Source organism: Nocardia sp. NPDC056952 (genome assembly GCF_042674185.1).
Classification (GTDB): domain Bacteria; phylum Actinomycetota; class Actinomycetes; order Mycobacteriales; family Mycobacteriaceae; genus Nocardia.
The window spans coordinates 436,226-461,928 of sequence record NZ_JBHURA010000004.1 but is presented as its reverse complement, the minus strand read 5'-3'; the positions used below and the strand labels follow the sequence as shown (position 1 = coordinate 461,928).

The 25,703-nt window shown below is 66.4% G+C and carries 30 protein-coding genes; 12 read left to right on the top strand and 18 right to left on the bottom strand.

The genetic code is table 11. From position 1 onward, the window contains the following. Positions 1 to 74 precede the first annotated feature (74 nt). The 3 genes from ACFTS5_RS18185 to ACFTS5_RS18175 all read left to right on the top strand — a co-directional run bounded on the left by ACFTS5_RS18185 (position 75) and on the right by ACFTS5_RS18175 (position 2,579). Positions 75 to 782 (top strand): siderophore-interacting protein, encoded by a 708-nt coding sequence (locus tag ACFTS5_RS18185; RefSeq protein ID WP_378632193.1) that lies wholly within the window; start codon positions 75 to 77, stop codon positions 780 to 782. 91 nt (positions 783 to 873) lie between these two features. After that, positions 874 to 1,293: a TIGR03667 family PPOX class F420-dependent oxidoreductase gene (locus tag ACFTS5_RS18180; protein WP_378632190.1), complete on the top strand. Its 420-nt coding sequence runs from the start codon at positions 874 to 876 to the stop codon at positions 1,291 to 1,293. 74 nt (positions 1,294 to 1,367) lie between these two features. Beyond that, entirely contained in the window at positions 1,368 to 2,579 is a 1,212-nt protein-coding gene (locus ACFTS5_RS18175) for a pyridoxal phosphate-dependent aminotransferase (protein ID WP_378632188.1), read from the top strand. A 43-nt stretch (positions 2,580 to 2,622) separates the two neighbouring features. Here ACFTS5_RS18175 and ACFTS5_RS18170 read toward each other — a convergent pair whose 3' ends face one another. Both ACFTS5_RS18170 and ACFTS5_RS18165 read right to left on the bottom strand, forming a co-directional pair. Beyond that, positions 2,623 to 4,359: an ABC transporter ATP-binding protein gene (locus ACFTS5_RS18170; protein ID WP_378632185.1), complete on the bottom strand. Its 1,737-nt coding sequence runs from the start codon at positions 4,357 to 4,359 to the stop codon at positions 2,623 to 2,625. Then, the gene (locus ACFTS5_RS18165) at positions 4,356 to 6,188 is read right to left on the bottom strand and encodes an ABC transporter ATP-binding protein (protein WP_378632182.1); all 1,833 of its coding nucleotides are present in this window, start codon (positions 6,186 to 6,188) and stop codon (positions 4,356 to 4,358) included. Before ACFTS5_RS18165 ends, ACFTS5_RS18170 begins: the two co-directional genes overlap by 4 nt. 407 nt (positions 6,189 to 6,595) lie before the next feature. Between ACFTS5_RS18165 and ACFTS5_RS18160 the strand changes: the two genes are divergently transcribed. The 5 genes from ACFTS5_RS18160 (at position 6,596) to ACFTS5_RS18140 (ending at position 12,248) form a co-directional block, all read left to right on the top strand. Then, positions 6,596 to 7,171, top strand: coding sequence for a putative glycolipid-binding domain-containing protein (locus ACFTS5_RS18160; RefSeq protein ID WP_378632179.1), 576 nt, complete (start codon positions 6,596 to 6,598; stop codon positions 7,169 to 7,171). Positions 7,172 to 7,241: 70 nt separating this feature from the next. After that, on the top strand, positions 7,242 to 8,183 hold the full coding sequence (locus tag ACFTS5_RS18155) for an RluA family pseudouridine synthase (RefSeq protein ID WP_378632177.1): 942 nt from the start codon (positions 7,242 to 7,244) through the stop codon (positions 8,181 to 8,183). A 126-nt stretch (positions 8,184 to 8,309) separates the two neighbouring features. Then, positions 8,310 to 9,044, top strand: coding sequence for a CPBP family intramembrane glutamic endopeptidase (locus tag ACFTS5_RS18150; protein WP_378632174.1), 735 nt, complete (start codon positions 8,310 to 8,312; stop codon positions 9,042 to 9,044). Between the two features lie 192 nt (positions 9,045 to 9,236). Continuing rightward, positions 9,237 to 10,073: an SDR family oxidoreductase gene (locus ACFTS5_RS18145; protein WP_378632172.1), complete on the top strand. Its 837-nt coding sequence runs from the start codon at positions 9,237 to 9,239 to the stop codon at positions 10,071 to 10,073. 135 nt (positions 10,074 to 10,208) lie between these two features. Then, positions 10,209 to 12,248 carry a hypothetical protein gene (locus ACFTS5_RS18140; protein WP_378632170.1) on the top strand — a complete coding sequence of 680 codons (2,040 nt, stop codon included), beginning with the start codon at positions 10,209 to 10,211 and terminating at the stop codon, positions 12,246 to 12,248. Between the two features lie 27 nt (positions 12,249 to 12,275). Here ACFTS5_RS18140 and ACFTS5_RS18135 read toward each other — a convergent pair whose 3' ends face one another. From ACFTS5_RS18135 to rpsJ, 13 genes are all read right to left on the bottom strand, one after another. Continuing rightward, the gene (locus ACFTS5_RS18135; protein ID WP_378632168.1) at positions 12,276 to 12,713 is read right to left on the bottom strand and encodes a PIN domain-containing protein; all 438 of its coding nucleotides are present in this window, start codon (positions 12,711 to 12,713) and stop codon (positions 12,276 to 12,278) included. Next, on the bottom strand, positions 12,710 to 12,922 hold the full coding sequence (locus ACFTS5_RS18130) for a ribbon-helix-helix protein, CopG family (protein WP_378632166.1): 213 nt from the start codon (positions 12,920 to 12,922) through the stop codon (positions 12,710 to 12,712). Before ACFTS5_RS18130 ends, ACFTS5_RS18135 begins: the two co-directional genes overlap by 4 nt. Positions 12,923 to 13,052: 130 nt before the next feature. After that, entirely contained in the window at positions 13,053 to 13,322 is a 270-nt protein-coding gene (rpsQ, locus tag ACFTS5_RS18125) for a 30S ribosomal protein S17 (protein WP_056818470.1), read from the bottom strand. Further along, positions 13,319 to 13,558, bottom strand: coding sequence for a 50S ribosomal protein L29 (rpmC, locus tag ACFTS5_RS18120; protein ID WP_056818473.1), 240 nt, complete (start codon positions 13,556 to 13,558; stop codon positions 13,319 to 13,321). The genes rpsQ and rpmC overlap by 4 nt, the downstream gene beginning before the upstream one ends. Continuing rightward, positions 13,558 to 13,974, bottom strand: coding sequence for a 50S ribosomal protein L16 (rplP, locus tag ACFTS5_RS18115; protein ID WP_056818475.1), 417 nt, complete (start codon positions 13,972 to 13,974; stop codon positions 13,558 to 13,560). The genes rpmC and rplP overlap by 1 nt, the downstream gene beginning before the upstream one ends. 3 nt (positions 13,975 to 13,977) lie before the next feature. Continuing rightward, on the bottom strand, positions 13,978 to 14,772 hold the full coding sequence (rpsC, locus tag ACFTS5_RS18110; RefSeq protein ID WP_378632162.1) for a 30S ribosomal protein S3: 795 nt from the start codon (positions 14,770 to 14,772) through the stop codon (positions 13,978 to 13,980). Continuing rightward, a complete protein-coding gene (rplV, locus tag ACFTS5_RS18105; protein WP_067448312.1) occupies positions 14,773 to 15,174 on the bottom strand; it encodes a 50S ribosomal protein L22 in 402 nt (133 codons plus the stop codon). Next, positions 15,171 to 15,452 carry a 30S ribosomal protein S19 gene (gene rpsS, locus ACFTS5_RS18100; RefSeq protein WP_056818481.1) on the bottom strand — a complete coding sequence of 94 codons (282 nt, stop codon included), beginning with the start codon at positions 15,450 to 15,452 and terminating at the stop codon, positions 15,171 to 15,173. The genes rplV and rpsS overlap by 4 nt, the downstream gene beginning before the upstream one ends. A gap of 14 nt (positions 15,453 to 15,466) precedes the next feature. Continuing rightward, a complete protein-coding gene (rplB, locus tag ACFTS5_RS18095; protein ID WP_056818484.1) occupies positions 15,467 to 16,303 on the bottom strand; it encodes a 50S ribosomal protein L2 in 837 nt (278 codons plus the stop codon). A gap of 32 nt (positions 16,304 to 16,335) precedes the next feature. Further along, positions 16,336 to 16,641 carry a 50S ribosomal protein L23 gene (gene rplW / locus ACFTS5_RS18090; protein WP_056818486.1) on the bottom strand — a complete coding sequence of 102 codons (306 nt, stop codon included), beginning with the start codon at positions 16,639 to 16,641 and terminating at the stop codon, positions 16,336 to 16,338. Next, the gene (rplD, locus tag ACFTS5_RS18085) at positions 16,638 to 17,327 is read right to left on the bottom strand and encodes a 50S ribosomal protein L4 (protein WP_378632159.1); all 690 of its coding nucleotides are present in this window, start codon (positions 17,325 to 17,327) and stop codon (positions 16,638 to 16,640) included. Before rplD ends, rplW begins: the two co-directional genes overlap by 4 nt. After that, a complete protein-coding gene (gene rplC / locus ACFTS5_RS18080) occupies positions 17,324 to 17,989 on the bottom strand; it encodes a 50S ribosomal protein L3 (RefSeq protein ID WP_071926407.1) in 666 nt (221 codons plus the stop codon). The genes rplD and rplC overlap by 4 nt, the downstream gene beginning before the upstream one ends. Before the next feature lie 14 nt (positions 17,990 to 18,003). Further along, positions 18,004 to 18,309, bottom strand: coding sequence for a 30S ribosomal protein S10 (rpsJ, locus tag ACFTS5_RS18075; protein WP_040804197.1), 306 nt, complete (start codon positions 18,307 to 18,309; stop codon positions 18,004 to 18,006). Positions 18,310 to 18,867: 558 nt separating this feature from the next. Between rpsJ and ACFTS5_RS18070 the strand changes: the two genes are divergently transcribed. The 4 genes from ACFTS5_RS18070 (at position 18,868) to ACFTS5_RS18055 (ending at position 22,795) form a co-directional block, all read left to right on the top strand. After that, positions 18,868 to 19,344 carry a hotdog fold domain-containing protein gene (locus tag ACFTS5_RS18070; protein WP_378632157.1) on the top strand — a complete coding sequence of 159 codons (477 nt, stop codon included), beginning with the start codon at positions 18,868 to 18,870 and terminating at the stop codon, positions 19,342 to 19,344. Positions 19,345 to 19,409: 65 nt separating this feature from the next. Continuing rightward, positions 19,410 to 20,291 (top strand): ABC transporter ATP-binding protein, encoded by an 882-nt coding sequence (locus ACFTS5_RS18065; RefSeq protein WP_378632155.1) that lies wholly within the window; start codon positions 19,410 to 19,412, stop codon positions 20,289 to 20,291. A gap of 70 nt (positions 20,292 to 20,361) precedes the next feature. Beyond that, a complete protein-coding gene (locus tag ACFTS5_RS18060) occupies positions 20,362 to 21,531 on the top strand; it encodes an ABC transporter permease (RefSeq protein WP_378632153.1) in 1,170 nt (389 codons plus the stop codon). Positions 21,532 to 21,610: 79 nt separating this feature from the next. Beyond that, entirely contained in the window at positions 21,611 to 22,795 is a 1,185-nt protein-coding gene (locus tag ACFTS5_RS18055; protein WP_378632151.1) for a lycopene cyclase family protein, read from the top strand. 58 nt (positions 22,796 to 22,853) lie between these two features. On the opposite strand, the gene ACFTS5_RS18050 is transcribed toward ACFTS5_RS18055, so the two are convergent. Genes ACFTS5_RS18050 through ACFTS5_RS18040 form a run of 3 tightly spaced genes read right to left on the bottom strand, consistent with a single transcriptional unit; the run spans position 22,854 to position 25,506 of the window. Further along, complete coding sequence (locus tag ACFTS5_RS18050; protein ID WP_378632149.1) at positions 22,854 to 23,699, bottom strand: ABC transporter permease; 846 nt, start codon at positions 23,697 to 23,699, stop codon at positions 22,854 to 22,856. Then, positions 23,696 to 24,505, bottom strand: a complete 810-nt coding sequence (locus ACFTS5_RS18045) for an ABC transporter permease (RefSeq protein ID WP_378632147.1) — start codon at positions 24,503 to 24,505, stop codon at positions 23,696 to 23,698. Before ACFTS5_RS18045 ends, ACFTS5_RS18050 begins: the two co-directional genes overlap by 4 nt. Next, positions 24,505 to 25,506, bottom strand: coding sequence for an ATP-binding cassette domain-containing protein (locus ACFTS5_RS18040; protein ID WP_378632144.1), 1,002 nt, complete (start codon positions 25,504 to 25,506; stop codon positions 24,505 to 24,507). The genes ACFTS5_RS18045 and ACFTS5_RS18040 overlap by 1 nt, the downstream gene beginning before the upstream one ends. Between the last annotated feature and the right edge of the window lie 197 nt (positions 25,507 to 25,703).

Genomic DNA, 25,703 nt, shown 5'->3' with positions numbered 1-25,703 from the left:
CCATATTTGCATAGGCTTACCTTATTTAACCACCGAAGCAGACAAACAAGTGTCGTTAGGCTAACCTAACGACCATGGGTAAGGGATTGAACGGTCTGATAACCAAGGCCTGGGGCGGCGCCGACTACCGGCTGACAGTGACCTCCAACGAGGAGATCACCGACAAGTTCATCCGCATCGGCTTCACCGCCGGCGGCCTGCTCGCCGACCACCCGGTGCACCCCACCCAGTGGATCCGCCTGTGGATCCCCGACGCGACCAGCGACAAGCTGCACCACCGCGGCTACACCCTGGTCGACCAGAACCCCGACGAAGACACCATGAGCATCGACTTCGCTCTGCACAACGGTCCGGCGGCCGACTGGGCCCGCCGCGCGAAGCCGGGCGACCTGCTCGACGCCACCGTGCTCGGCTCGGACTTCCAGCTCCCGGAGCAGACCCCGAGCGAGTACGTCATCTTCGGCGACACCGCCTCCCTGCCCGCCATCAACTCGCTGCTCGACGCCATCGGCGACACCCCCGCGCGAGTCTGGCTGGAATGGCAGTACGAATCCGACAAGACCATCCCGGTGAACAACAAGCCCCACCACACCCTCACCTGGCTCCAGCGCGTCGACGACGGCCGCCTGCTGCGCGAGGCCGCCCAGGAAATCACCTGCGTCCCCGGCACTTACGGCTGGGTCACCTGCGACGGTCACACCACCCGCTCGATCGTGAAGACCCTCAAGACCCAGCACTCCCTGCCCAAGACCTCGATCAAGTCGCAGGCCTACTGGAAGTAGTCGGACCGGTTCCGCGAGGCGGGTGGCGGGCCGACCGGATTTCCGCGAGGGTAAGGGATGGAAGTTGTCCCCTGCCTGCGAGGAGAGCACCGTGTCCATTCTCGATGCCGCTACCCCCTTCGGCGAAGAGGTCGGCAAGCGGCTGGCCAAGGAACACGTGATCTGGTTGACCACCATCGGCGCGGACACCACCCCGCAGCCGAACCCGGTGTGGTTCCACTGGGAGAACGACGAGTTCCTCATCTTCACCATGCCCGAGGCCAAGAAGCTGCGGCACCTCGCGCGCAATCCGCGGGTCGCGCTCAACTTCAACGCCACCGACAACGGTGGCGAGGTCGCCGTCTTCACCGGCACGGCACGCGTGAACGAGGCGCCCACCGAGGACGAGATCGCCCACTACGCAAGGAAATACACCAGGGGCTTCGTCGACATCAAGATGACCGAATCGGAATTCTTCGCGGCCTACTCGGTGCCGATCCGCGTCGCCCCGGACCGCCTGCGCGGCTTCTGAACTGCCGCGGTGCGTGCGCGTGAACCCGGCGAGTACTGTGGCGAGCTCCGTCCGTATCACGGTGGGGAGCCGACATGCAGTTCAAACAGTCGAGCAAGCTCGCGAATGTTTCCTATGAGATCCGCGGCCCGATAGCCGAGCACGCCGCTCGGCTCGAGGTCGAGGGACACCGGGTGATCAAGCTCAATACCGGTAACCCGATGCAGTTCGGCTTCGACGCACCATCGGAGCTGCTGCGCGACATCATCGCCAACCTGCCGTCGTCGGCGGGCTACGCGACCTCCAAGGGGTTGCTGCCCGCCCGGCGCGCGGTGGTGCAGTACTACGAGGGCCGCGGCGTCGACGACCTCGATATCGAGAACGTCTTCCTCGGCAACGGCGCGTCCGAGCTCATCATGATGGCGATGACCGCGCTCATCGAGAACGGCGACGAAGTCCTCGTCCCCGCACCGGATTTCCCGCTGTGGACCGCCGCCGTGCACCTCAACGGCGGCAAGGCGGTGCACTACCTGTGCGACGAGAGCGCCGACTGGTATCCCGACATCGCCGACATCGCCGCCAAGATCACCGACCGCACGCGTGCCATCGTGATCATCAACCCGAACAATCCGACGGGCGCGGTGTATCCGACCGAGGTGCTCGAGCAGATGCTCGAACTCGCCCGCCAGCACAATCTGATCGTCTGCTCCGACGAGATCTACGACAAGATCCTCTACGACGACGTCGCCCACACCGTCACCGCCTCGCTCGCACCCGACCTGCTGTGCCTGACGTTCAACGGCTTGTCCAAGGCCTACCGGCTCGCCGGTTTCCGCTCCGGCTGGCTCACCGTCTCCGGACCGACCCGCCATGCCGAGAGCTACCTCGAGGGCCTGACGATGCTGTCGGGATTGCGCCTGTGCGCGAATGTTCCCGCGCAGCAGGCTGTGCAGGCGGCGCTGGGCGGGCACCAGAGCATCCACGAACTCACTCTGCCCGGTGGTCGACTACTCGAACAGCGTGATCGCGCGTGGACCGCCCTCAACGCGATTCCGGGCGTGTCCTGTGTGAAGCCGAAGGGCGCGCTGTACGCCTTTCCCAAGCTCGACCGCGCGACCTACCGGATCGACAACGACGAGAAGTTCGTGCTCGACCTGTTGCTGGCCACCAAGATTCACGTCGTGCAGGGCACCGGCTTCAACTGGCCCTCCCCCGACCATTTCCGCATCGTCACCCTGCCGCAGGCCGATGAGCTCGACCAGATCATCGGCCGGATCGGCGAATTCCTCTCCACCTACCACCAGTGAACTCGACCTCGGCGGTGTCGCGACACCGCCGAGGCCCTGGCGTCTACGCGGAGACCGGCTCCAGGCGCCAGCCAGTTGCCCGCTCGCGCTCGTTCCAGAACGCGGCGTAGCGACCGTTCAGCGCGAGCAGTTCCGCGTGCGTACCGCGTTCGGCGATCCGGCCCTTGTCCAGGAAGAGGATCTGGTCGGCATGGGCGATCGTCGAGAGACGGTGCGCCACGACGAGAACCGTTTTGTCCCTGGTGAGTTCGTGGATGCCACGGACCACCACGGCCTCGCTGTGCGGGTCCAGCGCACTCGTCGCCTCGTCGAGCAGGACGATCGGGGCGTCCTTGAGCAGGGCCCGAGCGATCGAAACGCGTTGACGCTCACCGCCCGACAGCGAGGTGCCGCCTTCGCCGACGGTGGTGTCGAATCCGTCCGGGAGGCGATCGATGATCTCGTCGACCCTGGCCGCCACCGCCGCGCGGTGCAGCTCGTCGTCGGTGGCGTCGGGCTTGCCGATGCGGATGTTGTCGGCGACCGAGCGGTTGAACAGGTAGACGTTCTGGAAGACCAGCGAGAGCTGGTCGAGCAGGGTGTCCGAGGGCTGCCTGCGCACATCGTGTTCGCCCACCGAGACCACGCCGGAGTCGGCATCGTAAAAGCGGGCGGCCAAGCGCAGCAGCGTGGTCTTGCCCGAACCACTGGGTCCGACGATGGCGGTGGTGGTGCCCGCGGGGACGGTGAAGGTCAGGTCCGACAGGACCGGTTCACCGGGGCGGTAGCCGAAGCTCACCTCGTCGAAGACCACTGCGGGCGCACCGGGGGTGACCGGTTCGGTCGCGGCGGGCAGGGGCGATTCGGCGAGCAGGTCGGTGATGCGGTCGGCGGCCGCGGCGGCCGAGCGCAGGGCCGTACCCAGCTGGGCGGCCTGGTTCACCGGTTCGATGAAACGCGCGCTCACCGCGATCAGCGCGATCGCCGCGGCGGCCGAGATCGCGCCATCGGTCACCTGGACGACCGCGATGTACGCGAGCACCAGGAACACCGCCTGCACGAACAGCGCGAACACGGTCAGCCCCGGCACGGTCGCGACCATCATCTTCAGCACGGCCGAACGTTGCCGCACCAGCGCCGAATCCAGCTTCTTGTTCCCCGCGCCGACCGCACCGAACGCACGTAGCACCGGCTGGGCCTGCGCGAACTCCACCACCCGCGAATCGGCCTCGGCCGCGGCGGCGTGCAGCCGGGCGTCGGCGCCGGTGTAGGCGCGATTGGCGAGATTGTTCACCAGGTAGAGCACCGGTGCGGCGAGCAACATCGCCACGCCGACGCGCCAGTCGATGAACAGCATCCCGATCGCGACGACCAGCGGCACGATGATGCCGGTGAGCACCTTGGCGAGCAGATAGGCGATCAGGCCCTGCATCTCGCGCACCTGCTCGACCATCACCCGCGAGAGCGGGCCCGCGTCCCGATCTTCGAACCAGCCCAGCGGCAACGCGTTGAGCTGATCGCCGAGCCGGGTCTGCAGACCGCGCTGCATGCCCAGACCGATCCGCAGACCGATCACGGCCTGCAGGTAACCGAAGACGACCACACCGGCCACGGCGACGGCCATGCCGAGCGCCCACAGCCACGCACCGTTCAGATCGTCACCGAACAGCGCTTCCAGCACGGGAACCAGCAGCAGATACGCGATGGCCTGGCACAGCGCCTGCACCACGATCACGCCGAGCAGCCGCGAGATCAGGGGGGCGAACTCGTCGGGGACGAGCCGGAAAACCTTGCGAATCATCGTGTTTCCTCCACCAGGGCGAGCGCGCCGAGGGCAGCTTCGTTGATCTCCCACAGCCGCTGGTACAGGCCACCGGCAGCTCGCAGTTCGGCATGCGTGCCCTGTTCGACCAGAGTTCCGTTGTCCAGCACCAGGATTCGATCGACTCCGGTGATGGTGTGCAGGCGGTGCGCGATGACCAGCACCGTGCGCCCGGCGACCAGGGCCGCCAGTGCGTCCTGGACGGCGGCCTCGGATTCGGGATCGGCGAAGGCGGTCGCCTCGTCGAGGACGAGGACCGGGGTGTCGGCCAGCAGTGCGCGCGCGATCGACAGCCGCTGCGCCTCGCCGCCCGACAGCGTGGCGTCGACGCCGATCTCGGAGTCGTAGCCACGGGGCAGCGCCAGGATCCGGTCGTGGATCTGAGCGGCCCTGGTGGCGCGTTCGATGGCCTCGGTGTCCGCGTCGGGGCGGGCCAGCAGGAGGTTCTCGCGAATCGTGCCGCGGATCAGGCGCACGTCCTGGAACACGAATCCGACCGTGCGATAGAGCTCTTCGCTGGTGAATTCGCGAATGTCGCGGCCGTCGATGGTGATTCGCCCCGCACCCACGTCGTAGAAACGCGGCAGCAGCTTCGCCAGGGTCGACTTGCCGGAACCGCTCGGACCGACCAGGGCGGTGATGGTGCCGGGGGTCAGTTCGAGGTCGATGCCGCGCAGCACGTCATGGCCGGTGCGGTAGGCGAACTCGACACCGTCGAAACGCACGATGCCGGTCTGCGCGCCCGCGGGCGTTTCGGCGATCTCCAGTTCCGGGGTCTGCAGGAGTTCGTGCAGTCGCAGGGCCGCGGCGCCACCGGCGCGCAGGGCCTGCGAACCGTAGCCGAGGCCGAGCAGCGAACTGCCGATACCCAGCCCGACCAGCAGGAACGGCAGCAGATCGAGCGGGTCCACCCAGCCGAGGCCCACGCCGGCGAGGCCACCGAGGACCACGACGAGCATGACGAACACGGGCATCACCACGATGTCGGAGGCCGCCTGCACGCGAATGATCGGCGTCTTCATCCGATGCGCCGCCTGGACCTGACCTTCGACGGCGTCCTGGAACTCCCTGTGCGCCTTGCCCGCCTGACCGAATGCCCGCACCACCTGGATACCGTCGACGAACTCGACCGTGGCGGCGGACAGACGACGCTCCCACCGGGTGTACACCGCGAGGCGATCGCGGCCGTCGCGGTCCATGATCTTGCTGAACAGGATCATGTAGGCGATCAGTGGAATCATCAGTACCAGCGTGAGTCGCCAGTCGACGGTGAACAGGTAGCCGAGGGTGACCAGCGGGACCACCAGCGCGCCGATGAAATCGAGGCGGGCGTGCGCGACCAGGAAGTGCAGGGCGTCGACATCGTCGCGCAGATAGCCTTTGACCTCACCGGAGCTGCGCTCGCCGAACCAGCCCAGCGGCACCCGGGTGAGTTTGGCCGCGAGCAGCCTGCGCAGCGTGAGCTGGTAGCCGGCGTCGACCGCGTGCGACCAGCTGAGCGCCACGACCTGGAGCAACGCCCGTACGACGAGCACTATCACGGCCGCGCCGAACAGCCACCACACCCGGTCGGTGTCGACCGGGGAGTTCAGCAGTTCGCGGCAGGCCGCCACGATCAGCAGGAACGGGACCACCGAGCACACCGAGGCGAGCGCGACGATCAGGCTCGCCACCGTGAGCATCCCCGATACCGGTGCCAGAATCTCCTTGCGCGCCAGCGCTTCCCGCTGCTTCTGCGCTTTCGCTGCCGCCTTGGGCAGCCGGTTCCCCGACTCCGCCCCCGGCGGCGGCGCTACCTGCACCGTCATATCGTTCTCGCCTCTCGACCTGTCCGCGGCAACTCCGCCAAGGTAGGTTAGCCTAAGTTGAGTGCTTGTGGACGATCGGGGAAGGTTGTGTGAACTGCCCGTCAACCCGTCGGCAATTCACTCTTTCGGGCGTAATTTCCTCTCTACCTCTTGATCTCGTGTAGCGGTGGGAGAACGAAAATGTTTGTCACGTCAATCATTTCAGCAATCGCCGATTGCCATTCCGACCCCGGAAAGCTGTCGCCCGAACAGGCGCATCGGGCGATGCAGATACATCTCGAATGCAGCGTCGACCTGTGCCGGGTGCGACGGCGCGCGCGTCAAGTCCTTGTCGAAGCGAAACTGATGGTGCTCGATCAGCGGGCGGGTTAGCGATTGAGCGACGGAATTGCGGGAATGCGTTTCCCATGTTCACTCCGCTGCCCTCCTCTGCCGCCTGGTTACACCGGGAGGCGCGTACCGGATTCGAGGTCACGTATTTCCGTGATGATGCGCGCGGAGTTCTCGTCGAAGGGTGCGCGACGGCGGTCGAGGACGGGATCACCTGGGTGATCGACTATCGGCTGCGGCTCGACGGGAGCTGGCACACCCGGTCGGCGCAGATCGTCGGGCGATATCCCGAGGGCAGGCGGTCGGTGACCGTGCAGTCCGATGGGCTGGGGCGCTGGCAGGTCGACGGCACGGTCGCGCCCGAGCTCGACGGGTGTCTCGATATCGATCTCGAGGCGTCGGCGTTCACCAACGCCTTGCCGGTGCATCGCCTCGGGCTCGCGGTCGGCGACAGTGCCGACGCGCCCGCCGCCTATGTGCGCGCCGCCGACCTCACCGCGGCCCGATTACCGCAGCACTATCGCCGGATCGCCGACGGGGTAGGTCAGCGCTACGACTACCGCGCGCCCGAATTCGACTTCCACGCCACCCTGGATTACGACGAGTCGGGTCTGATCATCGACTACCCAGGGCTGGCCACACGCACCGCGTGATCCACGACGTCGAGCAGGTTCCGAGGGGCCGACAGCACCCGGCGCCACCGGCTCGACAACACTTCTTCCTATGCGACGTAGGCAGCAGCCGCCGCTGCCGAAACGGCACGGCCTCGATCCCGCCCGACTCCGGCTCCCGGAGGACGGGCAGTGGACGACCGTGCGCGATCACCTCGTCGAGCGGTTGCCGCGGGTGGATCCGGCCAGGATCGACGCGATGCTGGTGGCGGGCGAGATCGTGGATCTGGAAGGTCCGCTGACACCGGACGCGCCGTTCGTGCCGGGCGGCGCCGTGTGGTTCCACCGCGATCTGCCCGTCGAGACCGAGGTGCCGTTCGAGATCGGGATCGTGCATCGCGACGACGACATCCTCGTGATCGACAAGCCACACTTCCTGGCGACGATCCCGCGCGGTCAGCACATTCTCCAAACGGCGCTGGTGCGGTTGCGCAACGAGCTCGAACTGCCCGACCTGATCCCGGCGCACCGACTGGACCGGGTCACCGCCGGCCTGCTGCTGTTCGTGGTGAATCCGGCCCGGCGCGGCGCCTATCAGACGATGTTCCACCGCAAGACCGTGCGCAAGGAATACGAGGCCATCGCGCCCTACGATCCCGCGCTCGAGCTGCCGCGGACCGTGCGCAGCCGGATCATCAAGGAGAAGCAGGTGCTCGCCGCTTTCGAGGTGGACGGCGAGCCCAACGCCGAGACCGAGGTCGAACTGGTCGAACATCGCGACGGGCTCGGGCGCTACCGCCTTCGCCCGCACACCGGGCGAACCCATCAGCTGCGCCTGCATATGAACGGGCTCGGCGTGCCGATTCTCGGCGACGATTTCTACCCCGTGATCACCGATAAATCGGTCGACGATTACACGCGGCCGTTGCAATTGCTGGCGGCCTCGCTCGAATTCACGGATCCGATCAGCGGGGTCCCGCGACGGTTCGAGACGCGGCGCGAGTTGCAGGCCTGGGCCGATTTGGCCGGATGGTCCGGGTCAGCTGTCGAGTAGCTCACAGCACCGCGCCCGCTGTCGATCTTGGTGGGCTCGTTCCGGGCCGCTCAACGCGGGGGGAGCGGGTTTTCGCGCATTCACCGGACCGTTTTCGTTTCGTGATATTTCCGTACACTCGGTCGGGTGCCCGTACCCGCCGTCGCCGATTCCCGGCCGAAGCTCCATGCCTACATCGATATCGCGGTGGTCGTCGTCGTGCTGGCGGGCACCAATCTGATCGCTCACTTCACGACCGCGTGGGCCAATATCGTCACCGTTCCCGTCGCGGCGTTCGCGCTCTTGGCGCTGATGCGCAAGCGGGGGCTGGGCTGGGCGGAACTCGGGCTGTCACCCAGGCACTGGAAGCGCGGGACGGTGTACGCGCTCGGTGCCGTCGGGATCGTGCTCACCGCGGTCGCGATCGGTGCTCTCTTGCCGCTCACCAGGCCGTTCTTCCTCGCCGATCGCTATGCCACGATCTCCGGCGCACTGATCGCGTCGATGATCGTGATCCCGTTGCAGACTGTGATCCCCGAAGAACTCGCCTTCCGCGGGGTACTGCACGGCACCCTCGACCGGGTCCTCGGTGTCCGCGGGCTCTTCGCCGCCGGATCGCTGATGTTCGGCCTCTGGCACATCGCGTCCTCGTTCGGCCTCACCTCGGGCAACAAGGGACTGTCCAGCATCGTCGGCGGCGGCGTGCTCGGCCAAATGGCCGGGATAGCACTCGCCGTCGCGGCCACCGCCGCCGCGGGCGTGGTGTTCACCTGGCTGCGTCGCCGCAGCGGTAGCCTCCTCGCACCCATCGCCCTGCACTGGTCGCTCAACGGCGCGGGCGCACTCGCCGCCGCCGTCGTCTGGCACACCGCCCTGCGCTGAAGCCGACCCGAGCCGGGCGGTCGAACTCCGGGGGTTGTGCACAAGTCGAACGCCGCCGGCGCCTGATGATCGAGTGTCCAGAAGTCGCCGCCGAGGCTATCGCCGCGTTGTGATGGCGTGGAATACTGGCGACAATTTCTGGCATGAGGACATGCCAGATGTAGCGGTATCCACCGAGAGGGCATGTCCGCCATGAAACGTACGCACACCGGCAGGGTCGTCGCGGTGACCGGCGGTGCCGCTGGGATCGGGCTGGAGATCGCGCGGCAGTTCGCGGTCGCGGGGGCTCGGGTGTGTCTCGGTGATCTGTCGGGCAGCGCGGCGCGCGAAGCCGCGGCCGGGCTACCGGGAACCGTGCACGGGTGCGAACTCGATGTGACCGATGAGCGGTCGTTTCATGACTTCCTCGCCGTCACCGAGGCGATCCTCGGCCCGGTCGACGTGCTCGTCAACAATGCCGGGGTGATGTGGGTCGGGTCGTTCGACGCCGAGCCCGACAGCGCGACCGCGCGCATGCTCGCGGTGAATCTGCACGGAGTGATCCGTGGGGTGCGGCTGGCGGCGCCGGCGATGCGGACACGCGGGCGCGGGCATATCGTCACCATCGCGTCGATCGCGTCCAAGGTCTCCCCCGCCGGTGAAGCGACATATGCCGCGACCAAACACGGAGTGCTCGGCTATCTCAGCGCGGTTCGGGAGGAATTGCGCGGGACCGGCGTGCGGTTGACCGCGGTCATGCCCGGGGTGGTCGATACGGAATTGGCGGCCGGAACCGATACGGGCGCGGCACAATTGCTCCAGCCCAGCGATGTCGCCACGGCAGTGCTCGACGTTGTCGCACGGCCGCGATTCGAGGTGACATTGCCCGCGCATCTCGGGCCGCTACTCGGTCTGTCCGGTGCGCTGCCACAGTGGTTGCGCGACTTCGTCTTGCGGCGAACGGTACCGAATCAGGTTGCGGCGGTGGCCGGATCGTCGCGCCGCGCGTCGTATGAGAAACGGCTGCTCCACGGCAAATCCGATTCCTGAAATGCGGCGTGTCGCCGCCGGGGATTCGGCGGAATCGACTCGTTGTCGTTGACCGGGGCACGGTCGGCGTTTACGCTCTCTGGCAATCACACATATGTTCGATAGTCCATATGTTCGAGTGGCGGAAGGCGCGACATGTCCGACGATCGGTTGAGCGAGAATGCCGCGATCGCGCCGAACACCGAGATCACGGCGCTCGCCCAGCAGGTCGCCACGGCCCGCGACAAGCTCCCCCTCCAACACGACACGGCCCTCTACGACGCGCTCTCCGACGACGAGATCCGCGCCGAACGGGAACTGGCCGAATGGATTCGCACGCAGCGGCGCAAACAGCGGCGGCGCGCCGTGGGCGACGAGCTCGCCGCCGAACAACGCGACCGCCGCACCAGCGCCCTCATCCGCCGCACCGACGAAGCCGACGCGCGCTGGCATCGCAAGGCGCTGGCCGCACGACGACGGGTGTCGAGCGCCGACGCGCGCCTGGCCCAGTTGTACCGGCGGTCGGAATGGTCATCGCGCGCGTTGATCGGGGTCGTCGTTCTCGGCATGGTGTGGGCCGGGGTCAACGTGCAACGCAATCTCGTGCCCAGCGGCGACATGAGCGACCCGCTGTACTGGCTCAGCTACGGCATCGAGGCGATGATCTCGATCCCGATCATCGTCATCATGGTCACCGCGACTACCGCGGCCCGCTGGGGACGTGAGCTGGAGCGCGGCAAGGTGATCGTGTTCGAACTCGCCCTGCTCGGCACCACCATCGCCTTGAACGCGGGCCCCCACGTGGCCGCCGGATCCTTCGGTCGCGCAGCCGAATTCGCCATCGCCCCGGTGATGGTGGGTGTAGTGATCTGGTTGCACGCGTGGGTCTCGGCCCGGTACGCGACGTTGATCGAGAGCGCCTCCGTCGAATTACCCGGCGATACCGCCTATTCCGCCGCCGAACGGATCACCGCACTGCCACTGAAGCAGGCCGACTCGCTCGGTGACGACAGGCAGGCCCTCGGCCAGAGAGTGATGAACGGCGTTGCGCCCGAACTCCGATCGCCGCTCAACCATCTGGCTGTAGTCGGCTCGACCGCTGTCTATGCCGCCGAGGCGCAGGACACTCAGACCTCCGCGAAGCCCGAGCCCGTCGCGGCTGCCGGAACCAACGGCCCTGACGTGGCAGCACGCCTCGCCACGACAGCGGATTCGGTCTCCGGCGACGACGCTGTCGATTCACCCGCCCAGCCGTCCGTCCCGGAGCCGGTGGTCCGCGATACCCCGGTACCGAGCGCTGAACCTGCCGTCGCCGAGGCCGCAACCATCGCGGCCGAACGTACCTACCCGCACGGCCTGCGCCGCCCCTCCACCGACAAGCCGAGCGCCCCCGGCACTCTCGAACTCATCCACAAGGCGGCAGCCGATCATCGCCGCAACAGCACCGAGCACGCCACCCGGATCAACGGCGCTGCCTCGACCTTGCGTCGAATACCGGTCACCACCGCCGCGCACTCCCCTGCGGGCGAAGCAACCGGTACCGACCCGGTTCCCGAGGCGACGATGCACGCCGGCACCGTCGCCCGTGACCCTGATGGCGACACTCCACCGATCACCGATCCGGTAGCGGTGCACAACGATCCACAGCCTCCCGCCGCGGAACCGGAACAACTGACCCTCACCGCCGAACCCGCAGAGCAACTGGTCCTGCAACCGGAACCGGCACAGCACACAGAACCCACCCCCGAGCGAGTCGACGCCACCGCCTCGTTCCCCGAGCAGGCCGACGCCGCAGCCCCCGAGCGGATTGATTCCACCGTTGCAGCGTCGGCGCCTGAGCCGACCTCAGCTACCGCGCATCCGACGACAACCCTCGACCCAGTCCCCGCTGCCGCCTCAGACGAAGCCGCACCGATAGCCGACCCGGGGTTCCCCGACGAAGACGACGGCGATCTCCCGGCTCTCGAAGACCTCGACTTCGACGAAGACACCGAGGTCCGCGCCTTGGCCCGCCAGGTCGCCCACCGCAGCCCCCTGCGCCTGACCGTCGGCCAGATCGAAGAGATCCTCGAGCTCACCGACCAGTCCTGGTCGGCCCGCAGCATCGGCAGCGAAGTCGGCGTTCCAAGCAGCACGGTCACCAACATCGTCGAGTTCGCCCACAAGATCCGCCAGCCCTACGCCTTCACCGGCTGACAGCCCAGCTGTACGGAGCGAATCGGTTCATTCGAAATCGTCGGGGAACAAGCGGAATGCCGGGTAGTTGTTGAGCGGGCGTAGCACTCGGAAATCTCGACGGTCGAGGGTAAGGATCGCATCCGTGTCGTACTGAGCTGCCACTACGACACACACCGCATCGACCAGATCAAGATCCAAGCTGTCATAAGTGGCACGGACTGTGATCGCCGCGTTCAACTGTTCGGCGGCGACCTCGGCAAGGACGATGCGGGTCTGCGCGATGCGTTCCGCGAGTGAACCGAGAATCCGGTCAGCGATCTTGCGTCCGCCACGAACGCTCGCGACATGATGCACTTCAGTCAGCGCTAACGGGCTGACCACCACCGCGCTGGCGGAATCGGCGGCGCGGCGCACCGCGAAGTGCTCAGGATCAGAGCGGTTGAACATCGCGAGCAAACCGGATGTGTCCGCGATGACGATCATGCGGTGCGATTCATCGCATCACGAATCTCGTCCTTACCGATCGGGCCACCTAGGTCGAACGTCTCGTCATCGTTGATCAGCGGCTGGTCCCACCGTCGATTCCGCAACAGGTAAGCGCGCAGCGCATCGCGCATGATCTCGTTCTTCGAGCGACCTTCGTCGCTGGCCTGTGTCGCCAGCGCAGCCTCATCCTCACCGGTCAATCGCATAGTCCACGCCATGGAACCAATGGTATCAAGGATGACACCACATCAGGAGAATCGATGAAACAACGAAGGCCCGCTTCCAAAAGAAGCGGGCCTTCGTCCTACAACGATCTCGATGGATCGAGGAGGGACCTTACTTGGCCTTCTCCAGGACCTCGACCAGACGCCAGCGCTTGGTGGCCGACAGCGGACGGGTCTCCATCAGCTGAACGTGGTCGCCGACGTGGGCGATCTCGTTCTCGTCATGCGCCTTCACCTTGGAGGTGGTGCGAATGATCTTGCCGTAGAGCTTGTGCCGGTGACGGTCTTCCAGCTCGACGACGATCGTCTTGTTCATCTTGTCGGACACAACGTAGCCGCTGCGAACCTTGCGGCTGTTGCGCTCTTCGGTGTTCTCGCTCATGCCGCATCTCCCTTGCCAGCGGGCGCCGTGGCCAAGCCGAGCTCGCGCTCACGCATGACCGTGTAAATGCGCGCGATCTCGTGGCGGACGACGCGCAGTCGACGGTTGTTGTCGAGCTGACCCGTCGCCATCTGGAAGCGCAGGTTGAACAGCTCTTCCTTCGACTCGCGCAGGCGTGCCACGAGCTCTTCTTCGTTGAGCTCACGGAGCTCTGCGGCCGGTGTTTCGGTAGCCATCAGAACTGCTCCTCCCTGGTCACGATCCTGCATTTCATCGGGAGCTTGTGCATCGCGCGGCGCAGGGCCTCACGAGCGGTCTCCTCGTTGGGGTAAGACATCTCGAACATGACCCGACCGGGCTTCACGTTCGCGACCCACCACTCCGGCGAACCCTTACCGGAACCCATGCGGGTTTCGGCCGGCTTCTTCGTGAGCGGACGGTCGGGGTAGATGTTGATCCAGATCTTGCCGCCACGCTTGATGTGGCGGGTCATTGCGATACGCGCCGACTCGATCTGACGGTTGGTGACGTAGGCGGGCTCGAGAGCCTGGATGCCGTACTCACCGAAGGCCACCGCGGTGCCGCCCTTGGCCATGCCGGAGCGACCGGGGTGGTGCTGCTTGCGGTGCTTGACCCTACGGGGCATCAGCATGCGTCAGCCCTCCTTGTTCTCTGCCGGAGCCTCCGCCACTGCAGTGGCGGCGCGACCGACCTCGGTGCTGGTCGCGGTGGTGCCAGTGGCGCCGGACCGACGAGGGCGGCTCGGACGCTCGCGACGCGGGCGTTCCGGAGCGGTGGCGGCGGCGGTCAGTTCACGACGACCACCGACGATGTCACCCTTGTAGATCCAGACCTTCACACCGATGCGACCGAAAGTGGTCTTGGCCTCGTAGAGGCCGTAGTCGATGTCCGCACGCAGCGTGTGCAGCGGAACACGACCTTCACGGTAGAACTCCGAGCGCGACATTTCGGCGCCACCGAGGCGGCCCGAGCACTGCACACGGATGCCCTTGACGTTCGGCGAACGCATGGCCGACTGAATGGCCTTACGCATCGCACGACGGAACGCCACACGGTTGGACAGCTGCTCGGCAACACCCTGAGCAACCAGCTGCGCATCCGACTCGGGGTTCTTGACCTCGAGGATGTTCAGCTGAACCTGCTTCTTGGTGAGCTTCTCCAGCTCGGCGCGGATGCGGTCGGCTTCCGCGCCACGGCGACCGATCACGATGCCGGGACGCGCGGTGTGGATATCCACACGGACGCGATCACGGGTGCGCTCGATCTCGACCTTCGAGATGCCGGCCCGCTCCATGCCAGTGGCGAGGAGCTTACGGATCTGAACGTCTTCCTTCACGTATTCCGCGTACTGCTTGTCCGCGTACCAACGCGACTTCCAGTCGGTGGTGATACCGAGGCGGAAGCCATGGGGGTTAATTTTCTGTCCCATTTACTTTGCCCCTCCCTTCCGGCGGCTACGAGTGGCAGCGCCGGTGGTGGGCACGCTCTCGACCTCGATGGTGATGTGGCTGGTGCGCTTACGAATCCGGAACGCACGGCCCTGGGCCCGCGGCTGGAAACGCTTCATGGTGGCGCCCTCGTCGACAAAAGCAGTCGAGATGACCAGGGTGGCCGGGTTGAGGCCGAGGTTGTTCTCGGCGTTCGCCGCGGCCGAAGCCACGACCTTGGCCACGGGCTCGCTGGCAGCCTGCGGTGCGAACCGCAGGATCGCCAGCGCGTCCTCGACGCTCTTGCCGCGGACCAGGTCCACGACTCGACGGGCCTTCATCGGGGTGACCCGAACGTGCTTGGCGGTTGCGCGTGCAGTCGGGTTCTGAATGGTTTCAGTCATCGCCGCTTGCTCTTCCGGTCGTCCTTGACGTGGCTCTTGAACGTCCTGGTCGGCGCGAACTCACCGAGCTTGTGGCCGACCATGTTGTCCGAGATGAACACCGGGACATGCTTGCGACCGTCGTGGACGGCGAAAGTGTGCCCGATGAAATCGGGGATGATGGTCGAGCGACGCGACCAGGTCTTGATGACCTGCTTCGTGCCCTTTTCGTTCTGCACGTCCACCTTCGCGAGGAGGTGGTCGTCGACGAACGGGCCCTTCTTGAGGCTGCGTGGCATTTCTTACCTCCTCCTTAGCGCTTCTTGCCGGTCTTACGACGGCGAACGATGAGCTTGTCACTCGGGCGGTTGGGCTTGCGGGTGCGGCCCTCAGGCTGACCCCACGGGGAGACCGGGTGGCGACCACCGGAGGTCTTACCCTCACCACCACCGTGCGGGTGGTCGACCGGGTTCATGACGACACCACGGACGGTAGGGCGACGGCCCTTCCAGCGCATACGGCCGGCCTTGCCCCAGTTGATGTTCGACTGCTCGGCGTTGCCGACCTCGCCGACGGTGGCGCGGCAGCGCACGTCGACACGGCGGATTTCACCCGAAGGCATACGAAGGGTCGCGTACGGCCCTTCCTTGCCCAGCAGCTGAATGCTCATTCCAGCGGAACGAGCCATCTTGGCGCCACCGCCCGGACGCAGCTCCACGTTGTGAATCGTGGTACCGGTCGGGATGTTGCGCAGCGGCAGGTTGTTACCCGGCTTGATGTCGGCCGTAGGGCCGGACTCGATCGGGCTGCCCTGCTTGATGCCCTTCGGCGCGATGATGTAGCGCTTCTCGCCGTCGGCAAAGTGCAGCAGTGCGATGTTGGCGGTGCGGTTGGGGTCGTACTCGATGTGAGCGACCTTGGCCGGGATGCCGTCCTTGTCCAGCCGACGGAAGTCGATCAGACGGTAGGCACGCTTGTGACCGCCACCGCGGTGACGAGTGGTGATGCGACCGTGCGCGTTACGACCACCGGACTTGGTGAGCGGGCGCAGCAGCGACTTCTCCGGCGTCGACCGGGTGATCTCGGCGAAGTCCGAGACGCTGGAGCCACGACGGCCCGGCGTAGTCGGCTTGTATTTACGGATTGCCATGAGTTCTTCTCGCTTTCTGGAGTCCCAGGCGCTTACGCGACCGGTCCTCCGAAGATCTCGATGGGCTTGCTATCGGCCGAGAGGGTCACGAGTGCGCGCTTGGTGTCCTTGCGCTTTCCGTAACCGAATTTGGTCCGCTTGCGCTTGCCCTGACGGTTGGCGGTATTGACGCTGGTGACCGTGACGCCGAAAACCTTCTCGACGGCGATCTTGATCTGCGTCTTGTTCGAGTCCGGGTGCACCAGGAAGGTGTAGGTGCCTTCCTCGATCAGCCCGTAGGACTTCTCCGAGATGACCGGTGCGAGCAGGATGTCGCGGGGGTCGGCGATGGTGCTCACTTGCTCTCCTCCTGGGCCGCCTCGGCGGGACCGTGAACGAATGCGTTCAGGGCCTCGACGCTGAACACCACGTCGTCGCTGTTGAGCACGTCGTAGGTGTTGAGCTGATCCGGGGCGATCGGCAGCACGTTCTGCAGGTTCGCCACGCTCTTCCACGCGGCGACGTCCTCGCGGCCGACGACGACCAGGAACTTCTTGCGGCCCGAGAGCTCGGCCAGGAAGTCCTTGGCAATCTTGGTCGACGGGTTCTGACCCGAGACCAGTTCGGTGATCACGTGGATGCGCTCGTTGCGGGCCCGGTCGGAGAGGGCACCGCGCAGGGCGGCGGCCTTCATCTTCTTGGGGGTCCGCTGGCTGTAGTCACGCGGCTGCGGGCCGTGGACGGTGCCACCGCCGGCGAACTGCGGCGCACGGGTCGAGCCCTGACGGGCGCGGCCGGTGCCCTTCTGGCGGTACGGCTTCTTGCCACCACCGGAGACCTCGCCACGAGTCTTCGTGGAGTGGGTGCCCTGGCGAGCGGCGGCCAGCTGAGCGATGACGACCTGGTGCATCAGCGCGACGTTGGCGGTCACGTCGAAGATCTCCGAGGGGAGTTCGACGGTGCCTTCGGTCTTGCCGCCTGCGGCCTTAACGGTCAGCGTGAGGTTTGCAGCCTTCTTGTCAGTCTTGACAGGGGAGCTGGTCATGCGTGCGCACCACCCTTCACGGCGCTCTTGACGATCACGACGTTGCCCTTGCGGCCAGGGATAGCACCCTTGACCAGGAGCAGGCCGTTCTCGGCGTCGACCTTGTGAACCGAGAGGTTCTGCGTGGTGACGCGGTCGTTACCCATACGACCCGACATGCGCATGCCCTTGAACACGCGGCCGGGAGTGGCACAGCCACCGATGGAACCCGGGCGGCGGTGCACAGCCTGCGCACCGTGCGAGGCGCCCTGGCCCTTGAAGCCGTGACGCTTCATGGTGCCGGCGAAGCCCTTGCCCTTGCTGATTCCGGTCACGTCGACGTAGGTGCCCTCTTCGAAGACATCAGCCGAGAGTTCCTGGCCGATCTCGAAGGTGGAGGCATCCGCGACGCGGATCTCGGTGACGTGGCGGCGCGGGGTGACACCGGCCTTGGCGAACTGGCCGGAAGTCGGCTTGTTCACCTTGCGCGGGTCGATGGCGCCGAAAGCGATCTGCACGGCCGAATAGCCGTCGCGCTCCACGGTACGAATCTGGGTGACCACGTTCGGGCCCGCCTTGATGACGGTGACCGGGACTACGCGGTTCTTCTCGTCGAAGACCTGGGTCATGCCGAGCTTGGTGCCCAGGATGCCGGCTGCGGGCCGGTTCTTGTTGTCAGTCATGTCTCGAGTCCCCGTCACTGAATGTTGACGTCGACGCTGGCCGGGAGGTCGATGCGCATGAGCGCGTCAACCGTCTTCGGCGTCGGGTCGAGGATGTCGATGAGGCGTTTGTGCGTGCGCATCTCGAAGTGTTCGCGCGAGTCCTTGTACTTGTGCGGCGAACGGATGACGCAGTAGATGTTCTTCTCGGTCGGCAACGGCACAGGCCCGACCACACGGGCGCCGGTGCGGGTCACCGTTTCCACGATCTTGCGCGCTGACGCGTCGATCGCCTCGTGGTCATAGGCCTTGAGCCTGATGCGGATCTTTTGTCCCGCCACGCTAAGTGTCCTTTTCTCCGCTTTCCTTCGTGGTCACAGGAGCTAGCTCCCGCACCACCCTCAATTTGCACAGCCCGAACCACAAAGAAGACGCCTCAGCGTGGTTTCCCACTGAAAGACCCGCAACCAGGGCGCCACAAAGGCACTACCTAGTCCTCGCCGCTGTTCATCTGTCATGGTTCTCCGGTCCACGCGGTCGGGCGTGTCGCCCTAACTCTTAATCTCCGACCCCGGTCGATTGCTCACCATGGGCCGGAAGTGCGTGGTTCCGAACGTATCCACACCGGCGAACCGGCGAGATACAAACTACTGCTCCCCTTGTTCAGGTATCCGCTCCGGAGAGTCGAACAATCCTGCGCAAGGCAACCCGAACAGTATGCACCATGCCGACGACGTCCTTCAAATCGGGGGTCATGAGGTATCGATCACGCCCCCACAGGGGCTTCCACCTCGACCGCACCGCCGGCTGGGCTGTACCGATGAATGGTAGCTGGCTCGTCGCCCCGCCCGGCCACCGGAGGGTTACGACATAACTTACTTTTGAGTAAGATAGTGCCCATGACACAGGAAACCGCGACCTACCGCGGCTGGAAGAAGCTGCCCGACAATCGCATCGGGCACGCGCTGTTCTCACTCGGCATGGTCGCCCGGGTCCCCTACTTCGGCACCGTGCTCCCCCAGGTGGTCCGTCTCGAGCCCGGTGTCTGCGAGGTGACCTCCCCGAAGTGGTTCGGCATCCACAACCACCTCGGCACCTTCCACGCGATCGCGGCCTGCAATCTGGCCGAAGTGGCGATGGGCATGCTGAGCGAGGCCACCGTGCCCACCACCCACCGCTGGATCCCCAAGTCGATGAACGTCCAGTACCTGGCCAAGGCGGAATCCGGCCTGCGCGCGGTGGCGAAGCTCGACGAGATCCCCGACTTCACCGCGATCACCAAGGGCCAGGAACTGACGGTCCCCGTCTCGATCTACGACAAGGACGGCATCGAGGTCGTGCACGCCGACATCACCACCTGGGTGTCGCCACTCTGATCGCGGCCACGTGAACCGCGGCGCCGGTACGGTTGTGGGCCAGGCAACAAAGGACGGGGAGTTCGATGTTGGAAGTCGCCCATGTGACGCGGCGGTTCGGGGAGAACGTGGCGGTCGACGACGTGTCGTTCGCCGTCCTGCCCGGTGCGCTGACCGGGTTCGTCGGGGGTAACGGGGCGGGCAAGACCACCACGATGCGAATGATCATGGGCGTCTTGGCCGTTCAGTCCGGCGAGATCCGGTGGGACGGACGGCCGGTGACCGAGCTGGACCGGCGTTCGTTCGGCTATATGCCCGAGGAGCGGGGGCTCTATCCCAAGCAGCCGGTGCTCGACCAGCTCGTGTACCTGGCGCGCTTGCGTGGACTGCCCGCCGACAAGGCCAAGGCGCGTACCGAAAGCCTGCTGGAGCGGTTCGATCTGGGCGCGCGCGGCAAGGACAAGCTCGAATCGTTGTCGCTGGGCAATCAGCAACGCGTCCAGATCGCGGCGGCGGTGATCGCGCAGCCGACGGCGCTGATCCTGGACGAACCGTTCTCCGGCCTCGACCCCCTCGCCGTGGATTCGATGGTGGAGTTGCTGCGCGAGTACGCCGATCAGGGCGTGCCGGTGCTGTTCTCCTCGCATCAGCTGGATCTGGTGGAGCGGCTGTGCGATCAGCTGGTCGTGCTCGCATCGGGCCGGGTGGTCGGGCAGGGCTCGGTCGACGAGTTGCGGTCCAGCGGCAACGGCTCGCGGTATCGGCTGGTGGTCGACGGTGACGCGGGATGGCTGCGGGAGTATCCAGGGGTTCGCGTGGTCGAGAGTGCCGGGCCGGGCGTGTTGTTCGAGGTCGCCGACGGCGGCACCGATGGGGTGCTGAAGGAGGCGTTGTCGCGAGGGTCGGTGCGGGAGTTCACCGCGGTCCGGCCGACGGTCGCCGAAATCTACCGGGAGGTGACGGCATGAGAGGTCAGCGCCTGGAGGCGGTAGCTCGCGTGGCCACGGAAGGCGCCCGCTCATGCCGAGAAGATGCAGCATGAGCGGCGTGTGGCGGATCGTTGCCGCGAGGGAGATCGCGGTGAAGCTGCGTGACCGCAACTTCGTCATCTCGACGGTGGTGACGCTCGTGGTGATCGTCGCGTCGCTGGTTCTCACCGGGTTCCTCAGCAGCAGGCCCGACAAGATCGACGTGGCGATCGCCGGTTCGGACACCTCGGTCGTGCTCGACACGGCGAACACCCTGGCCTCGAACGCGGGAACCGACACCAGCTTCATCGCGCGACCCGTCGCCGACCGGGCCGCGGTCGAGCAGTTGGTCCGCGAGGACGAGGTCGACGTGGGCCTGGTCCCCGCCGAACCCAGCGGATGGCAGCTGATCGGCAAGACCGCCGAGGACGACAACGCCACCACCTACATCACCGCCGCCGCACAGCAGATCGCGTTGCAGCGCAATGCCGCCGCCGCCGGCGTCTCGCTCGACGAGCTGGCCCGCGGTGCGACCGTGAGCTACGACCTGCTCGAGAAGGGCTCGATCGACCCGGGCCTGGCCAAGATCGTCTCGTTCGTCTTCGCGTTCCTCTTCTATCTGGCGTCGGTGCTGTTCGGCATGTCCATCGCGCAGAGTGTGGTCGAGGAGAAGCAGAACCGCATCGTGGAGATCCTGGCCAGTGCGATGCCGTTGCGGCAGTTGCTGATCGGCAAGGTCGTGGGCAACGCGGCACTGGCGTTCGCGCAGTTGGCTCTGTTCGTCGGGGCGGGGTTGGTCGGGTTGGCGGCGACCGGCAAGGGTGCTCAGCTGGGCCAGATCGCCGGGGCCGCGGGCTGGTTCATCGTCTTCTTCCTCGTCGGCTTCCTCGCCTTGGCGAGCCTGTGGGCCGTCGCGGGCGCGCTCGCCACTCGCAGCGAAGACCTCCAGTCCACCTCGACTCCGCTCGGGTTGCTCATCATGATCGTGCTGTTCGCGGGCATCTTCCTCACCGGCACCGCCCGTGTCATCGGCTCCTATATCCCGATCATGTCCATCGTCGCCATGCCCGCCCGCCTGGCCGACGGCACCGCCGCCTGGTGGGAACCCTTCATCGCCCTCGCCCTGATGGAGATCGCCACCTATGGGATCGTCGTCGTCGCCGAGAAGATCTACCGCCGCTCGCTGATGCAGACCCAAGCTCGCCTGACCATGCGCCAGGCCCTGGCCTTGGAGGACTAGGAATCGCGGCGTCGAGGCGGTGTGACGACCGGGTCACTGATGCTTGCGTGGCGATGGGTGGGGCCGATTGAATGCGGACGTGAGTGTTGTGCGGGAATTCGATATCTGTGTGGTCGGGCTGGGGCCGGCCGGGCGGGGGCTGGCGCATCGGGCCGCGGTGGCCGGGTTGCGGGTGGCCGCGGTGGATCCGCGGCCGGAGCGGCTGTTCCCGCCGACCTTCTCCTGCTGGATCGACGAGCTGCCGCAGTGGCTGCCCGCGAGTGCGATCGCGCAGCGCATCGCGGCGCCGACAGTGTGGACCAAGGGCAAGCATCGGATCGAGCGGCCGTATTGCGTGCTCTCCAAGGCTGGGCTGCACGCCGCGTTGGCCTTGGACGACGCGACCGTCTTCGCGGATCGGGCGCGCCGGGTGGACGCGCACGAGGTGGAACTCGCGGACGGGACGGTGATCTCGGCGGGGGCGGTGTTCGATACCCGGGGACTGCCGACGTTGGGCAAGCGCAGGGCCGCCTCGGCGCACGGGATCTTCGTGGACGCGGAGACCGCGGCACCGATGGTCGCCGAAGGTGAGGGGCTGCTGCTGGATTGGCGGCCGGAGAACGGGGCGGGCCCGGACGAGCCGCCGTCGTTCCTCTACGCGGTACCGCTCGGGGACGGGACGGTGATCTTCGAGGAGACGAGCCTCGGGTTACGTGGCGGGATGCCGCAGCACGAGTTACGCAAGCGCACGCTGAACAGACTCGCGGCACACGGTATCCAGCTCACCGGCGACGAACCGCACGAAGCTGCCCACTATCCCCTGGATCAGCGGCCCCCGAAGAAGGGCACGGCGATCGCGGTGCCGTTCGGCTCGCGCGGCGGGATGATGCACCCGTGCACCGGCTACAGCGTGGCCGACTCTCTCGCGCTGGCCGACACCGCCGTCGCCGCGGTGCAGCGAGGTGAGGACCCGATCGGAGCCCTCTGGCCGTGGCAGGCCAGGGCCGTCTACTGGATGCGCATGCGCGGTCTGTGGGGTCTGGGCCGGCTCACCACCGATCAGTCGATCGCCATGTTCGACGCCTTCTTCACCGAATCCGAACGCGGTCAGCGGGCCCTGCTCTCGGCCCACGACGACTACACCGCCCTCGGCGCCGTGCTGTTCAACACCGTGGCCCACACCTGGCCGTTCCGCTGGCGCTACGACCTCGTCGGCTGGACCAACCGCGACCGCTGGCTCGACTACCCTTTCACTCCCGCCGACGCCGACTCCCCCAGCCGGTAACGCACTGATCGCCGCCACGACGTTCGTGGCGGCGATCAGAAGCGAGGTGGTCCGGGTCTCAGGACGACTCGGCGGCCTTCTTGTAGCCGACGATCGCCGGGTAGGCGAAGACCGCGACCATGCCGACCGTCCAGGCGACGGTCTTCAGCAGCGGTTCAGCGACCGGCCCACCGTAGGACAGGCCCTTCATCGCATCGATGGCGCAGCTCATCGGCTGATTGGCGACCACGTCCTGCAACCAGGTCGGGTAGGCGAAGACCGGGACGAAGCCGGTGTTGAAGAACATCAGCAGCGTGTTGAGGATGCCGATGAGGCTGATCAGCATCACGCCCTCGGTGATCGTGGCCAGTGCGGTCACCATCACCGCGAACCCGATGCCGAAGAGCACCGGAACCAGGACCAGCGCGATATTGGCGAACGGGTCCTCCATGAACAGGAACCCGAGCGGCACCGCGACGAGCAGTACGATCAGCGTGGTGAGCAGGATGCGCAGCATCTCGGCCAGCAGCCGGCCGGTCAGCAGCGAGGCCTTGTTGAGCGGCATCGTGTAGAACCGGCTGAGCAGCCCCGAAGCCTTCTCGCGCTTGAACCCGAGGGCACTCACCACCGCGCCGGTCATGGCCGCGACCAGGGTGAGCAGCGCGGCTTGGCCGTAGATGCTGGGGGCGCCGGTGGCCGCGGTGATCGAGTCACCGAGCACGATCCGGAACATCAGCAGGGTCACCGCCGGGTAGGCGATGGTCTGGATGGTCGTCGACGGGTCGCGCAACCACACCATCAGCAGACGCTTGGTCTGGATCAGGCTGTGGGTGAACCACACCGACACCGAACCCTCCGGCTTGGTGTGCACCACCGGGAGGTCGGCCGCGGCCTCCTCGACAGAGGCTTTCTCGATTGTCGTCATGATCGCCTCACACTCGCCCACACAGCCAGTGGGAGGAAGAAAACAGCCAGTCCGCCGAGCCACGCCAGCGAGACCCATGTGCCTGCCCAGCTCAGATGACCCGCGGCCATATCGCTGAGCGTCTGGGCGAACTGGGAGATCGGCTGGTTGCGCGCGAACGGCCGCACCCACGACGGGAAGCTGGCCTCGGGCACGAAACCGGTCGACATCATGCCGAAGATCAGAATCGGCAGCGTGAGGGCCTGGCTGAGCGCCTCCGGGTTCTTGGTGAGGCTGCCGAGCGCGTCGGCGCCGAGCGTGAGTACCACGCCGACGGTCAGCGCGAATCCGCAGAACGCGAGCGCCTGCAACCAGCCGCCGGTGAACCGGAACCCGATCACATAGCCGTACCCGACGGTCGCGATCAGAGAGACGACCGATCGCACCAGACCCGCGCAGATACGCGACATCAGCGGAACCAGCGAACCGATCGGCATGGTTTGCAGACGGGTACTCAATCCGGTGAGTGCTTCGAACGCCGCGAGCTGGGCGTTCGACATCATCGTCATGGCCATCGTCTGCAGCACGACGATCGGCATCACGTACTGGGCGTAATCGATGCCCTGGACCTTCATCACGTACCGCAACGGCAGGTAGAAGGCCACGGTCACCACCAGCGGGGTGAGCACCGCGACGATCAGCTCGCCCTTGGTGGCCATGGTGTGCACGATGCGCCCGGTCAGCGCGCGCCACTGCGCGAAACTGCTCGGGCGCACAGCGGGAAGCTCGGCGAACAGGCTGCTCGCCGCGGGGGTGGACACGCTCACTAGTGGCCGCCCGAGTGGCCGGTGATCGACAGGAACACGTCGTCGAGCGAGGGCCTGCGCAGCGCGATGTCGGCCAGGTCGATGCCCGCGGCGTCGAGCCTGCGTAGTGCCTCGGCCAGGGTGGCGGCGCCGTCCGGGGCCGGGATGGACACCTTGTCGGCACCGTCGGTCTCGGCGGCGACAGCGGCCGGTACCAGGTCACCGAGGGCCTTGACGGTCTGCGGGACGCGGCTCGGGTCGAGCGGCACGATCTCGCAGAAGCTGCCGCCGGTCTTGGCTTTGAGTTCGTCGGCGGTGCCCTCGGCGATGACGGTGCCCTTGTCGATGACGATGATGTTGTCGCTGAGCACGTCGGCCTCTTCGAGGTACTGCGTGGTCAGCAGCACCGTGATGCCCTGGTTCTTGAGCGCGGTCACCAGATCCCACACGCCCTGGCGGCTGCGCGGGTCGAGGCCGGTGGTCGGCTCGTCGAGGAACACCACCTCGGGCCGCACCACCAGCCCGCAGGCGATGTCGACGCGACGGCGCATGCCGCCGGAGTAGTTGCGCACGGCCCGCTTGCCCGCGCTCACCAAGTCGAATTCCTCGAGCAGCACTTCGGCGCGCTTGCGGGCGGCCGACTTGGTCAGGCCCATCAGGCGACCGAACAGCTCGAGGTTCTCCCGGCCGGTCAGGTTCTCGTCGAGCGCGGCGTACTGGCCGGTCATCATGATCGAGCGGCGCACGCCCGCGGCATCGGTGAGCACGTCGTGCCCCGCGACGACGGCGGTGCCGGAGTCGGGACGGAGCAGGGTCGACAGGACCTTGACCATGGTGGTCTTGCCCGCGCCGTTGGGTCCGAGAATGCCCAGCACACTGGCCTTGTCGGCCTGGAAACTGATGCCCTGCAAAGCGTGCACATCGCCGAACGACTTGCGCACGTCGGACACCAGCACCGCGGGTTCACTGTCGCTCGACGCGACGCCACCTGCGGGCGAATCCCCTGAGATCGAACTCGGCATCAACTCTCCACCATCGGCCGGTGCGCACGGCCCTGGAAGAGACGAGCGCACGCGGAATAAATTCTTCCCGGTAAGTGATCCATACCGTTCGGCGCGATGTTACCGGTCCGGCGGTTTTCCGGGCCCCGTCTGCGTTGATGCGCCCGGTTTGCCGGGCGCTGCCTGCGGCGCGCTGTGGTGTTGCTCACCTGGGCAGT

What these genes read in the sequence shown, in the direction of transcription:
- rplD (WP_378632159.1), bottom strand. Translation starts at nt 17,327, where the DNA reads ATGACCAGCTCCCCTGTCAAGACTGACAAGAAGGCTGCAAACCTCACG.
- ACFTS5_RS18070 (WP_378632157.1), top strand. Translation starts at nt 18,868, where the DNA reads ATGACACAGGAAACCGCGACCTACCGCGGCTGGAAGAAGCTGCCCGAC.
- rplP (WP_056818475.1), bottom strand. Translation starts at nt 13,974, where the DNA reads ATGCTGATGCCCCGTAGGGTCAAGCACCGCAAGCAGCACCACCCCGGT.
- ACFTS5_RS18185 (WP_378632193.1), top strand. Translation starts at nt 75, where the DNA reads ATGGGTAAGGGATTGAACGGTCTGATAACCAAGGCCTGGGGCGGCGCC.
- rplC (WP_071926407.1), bottom strand. Translation starts at nt 17,989, where the DNA reads ATGACTGACAACAAGAACCGGCCCGCAGCCGGCATCCTGGGCACCAAG.
- ACFTS5_RS18135 (WP_378632168.1), bottom strand. Translation starts at nt 12,713, where the DNA reads ATGATCGTCATCGCGGACACATCCGGTTTGCTCGCGATGTTCAACCGC.
- rpsS (WP_056818481.1), bottom strand. Translation starts at nt 15,452, where the DNA reads ATGCCACGCAGCCTCAAGAAGGGCCCGTTCGTCGACGACCACCTCCTC.
- ACFTS5_RS18165 (WP_378632182.1), bottom strand. Translation starts at nt 6,188, where the DNA reads ATGACGGTGCAGGTAGCGCCGCCGCCGGGGGCGGAGTCGGGGAACCGG.
- ACFTS5_RS18175 (WP_378632188.1), top strand. Translation starts at nt 1,368, where the DNA reads ATGCAGTTCAAACAGTCGAGCAAGCTCGCGAATGTTTCCTATGAGATC.
- ACFTS5_RS18170 (WP_378632185.1), bottom strand. Translation starts at nt 4,359, where the DNA reads ATGATTCGCAAGGTTTTCCGGCTCGTCCCCGACGAGTTCGCCCCCCTG.
- ACFTS5_RS18160 (WP_378632179.1), top strand. Translation starts at nt 6,596, where the DNA reads ATGTTCACTCCGCTGCCCTCCTCTGCCGCCTGGTTACACCGGGAGGCG.
- ACFTS5_RS18050 (WP_378632149.1), bottom strand. Translation starts at nt 23,699, where the DNA reads ATGACGACAATCGAGAAAGCCTCTGTCGAGGAGGCCGCGGCCGACCTC.
- rpsC (WP_378632162.1), bottom strand. Translation starts at nt 14,772, where the DNA reads ATGGGACAGAAAATTAACCCCCATGGCTTCCGCCTCGGTATCACCACC.
- rplV (WP_067448312.1), bottom strand. Translation starts at nt 15,174, where the DNA reads ATGACTGAAACCATTCAGAACCCGACTGCACGCGCAACCGCCAAGCAC.
- rpsQ (WP_056818470.1), bottom strand. Translation starts at nt 13,322, where the DNA reads ATGAGCGAGAACACCGAAGAGCGCAACAGCCGCAAGGTTCGCAGCGGC.
- ACFTS5_RS18040 (WP_378632144.1), bottom strand. Translation starts at nt 25,506, where the DNA reads ATGCCGAGTTCGATCTCAGGGGATTCGCCCGCAGGTGGCGTCGCGTCG.
- ACFTS5_RS18065 (WP_378632155.1), top strand. Translation starts at nt 19,410, where the DNA reads ATGTTGGAAGTCGCCCATGTGACGCGGCGGTTCGGGGAGAACGTGGCG.
- ACFTS5_RS18140 (WP_378632170.1), top strand. Translation starts at nt 10,209, where the DNA reads ATGTCCGACGATCGGTTGAGCGAGAATGCCGCGATCGCGCCGAACACC.
- rpmC (WP_056818473.1), bottom strand. Translation starts at nt 13,558, where the DNA reads ATGGCTACCGAAACACCGGCCGCAGAGCTCCGTGAGCTCAACGAAGAA.
- rplB (WP_056818484.1), bottom strand. Translation starts at nt 16,303, where the DNA reads ATGGCAATCCGTAAATACAAGCCGACTACGCCGGGCCGTCGTGGCTCC.
- ACFTS5_RS18060 (WP_378632153.1), top strand. Translation starts at nt 20,362, where the DNA reads ATGAGCGGCGTGTGGCGGATCGTTGCCGCGAGGGAGATCGCGGTGAAG.
- ACFTS5_RS18130 (WP_378632166.1), bottom strand. Translation starts at nt 12,922, where the DNA reads ATGCGATTGACCGGTGAGGATGAGGCTGCGCTGGCGACACAGGCCAGC.
- ACFTS5_RS18145 (WP_378632172.1), top strand. Translation starts at nt 9,237, where the DNA reads ATGAAACGTACGCACACCGGCAGGGTCGTCGCGGTGACCGGCGGTGCC.
- ACFTS5_RS18155 (WP_378632177.1), top strand. Translation starts at nt 7,242, where the DNA reads ATGCGACGTAGGCAGCAGCCGCCGCTGCCGAAACGGCACGGCCTCGAT.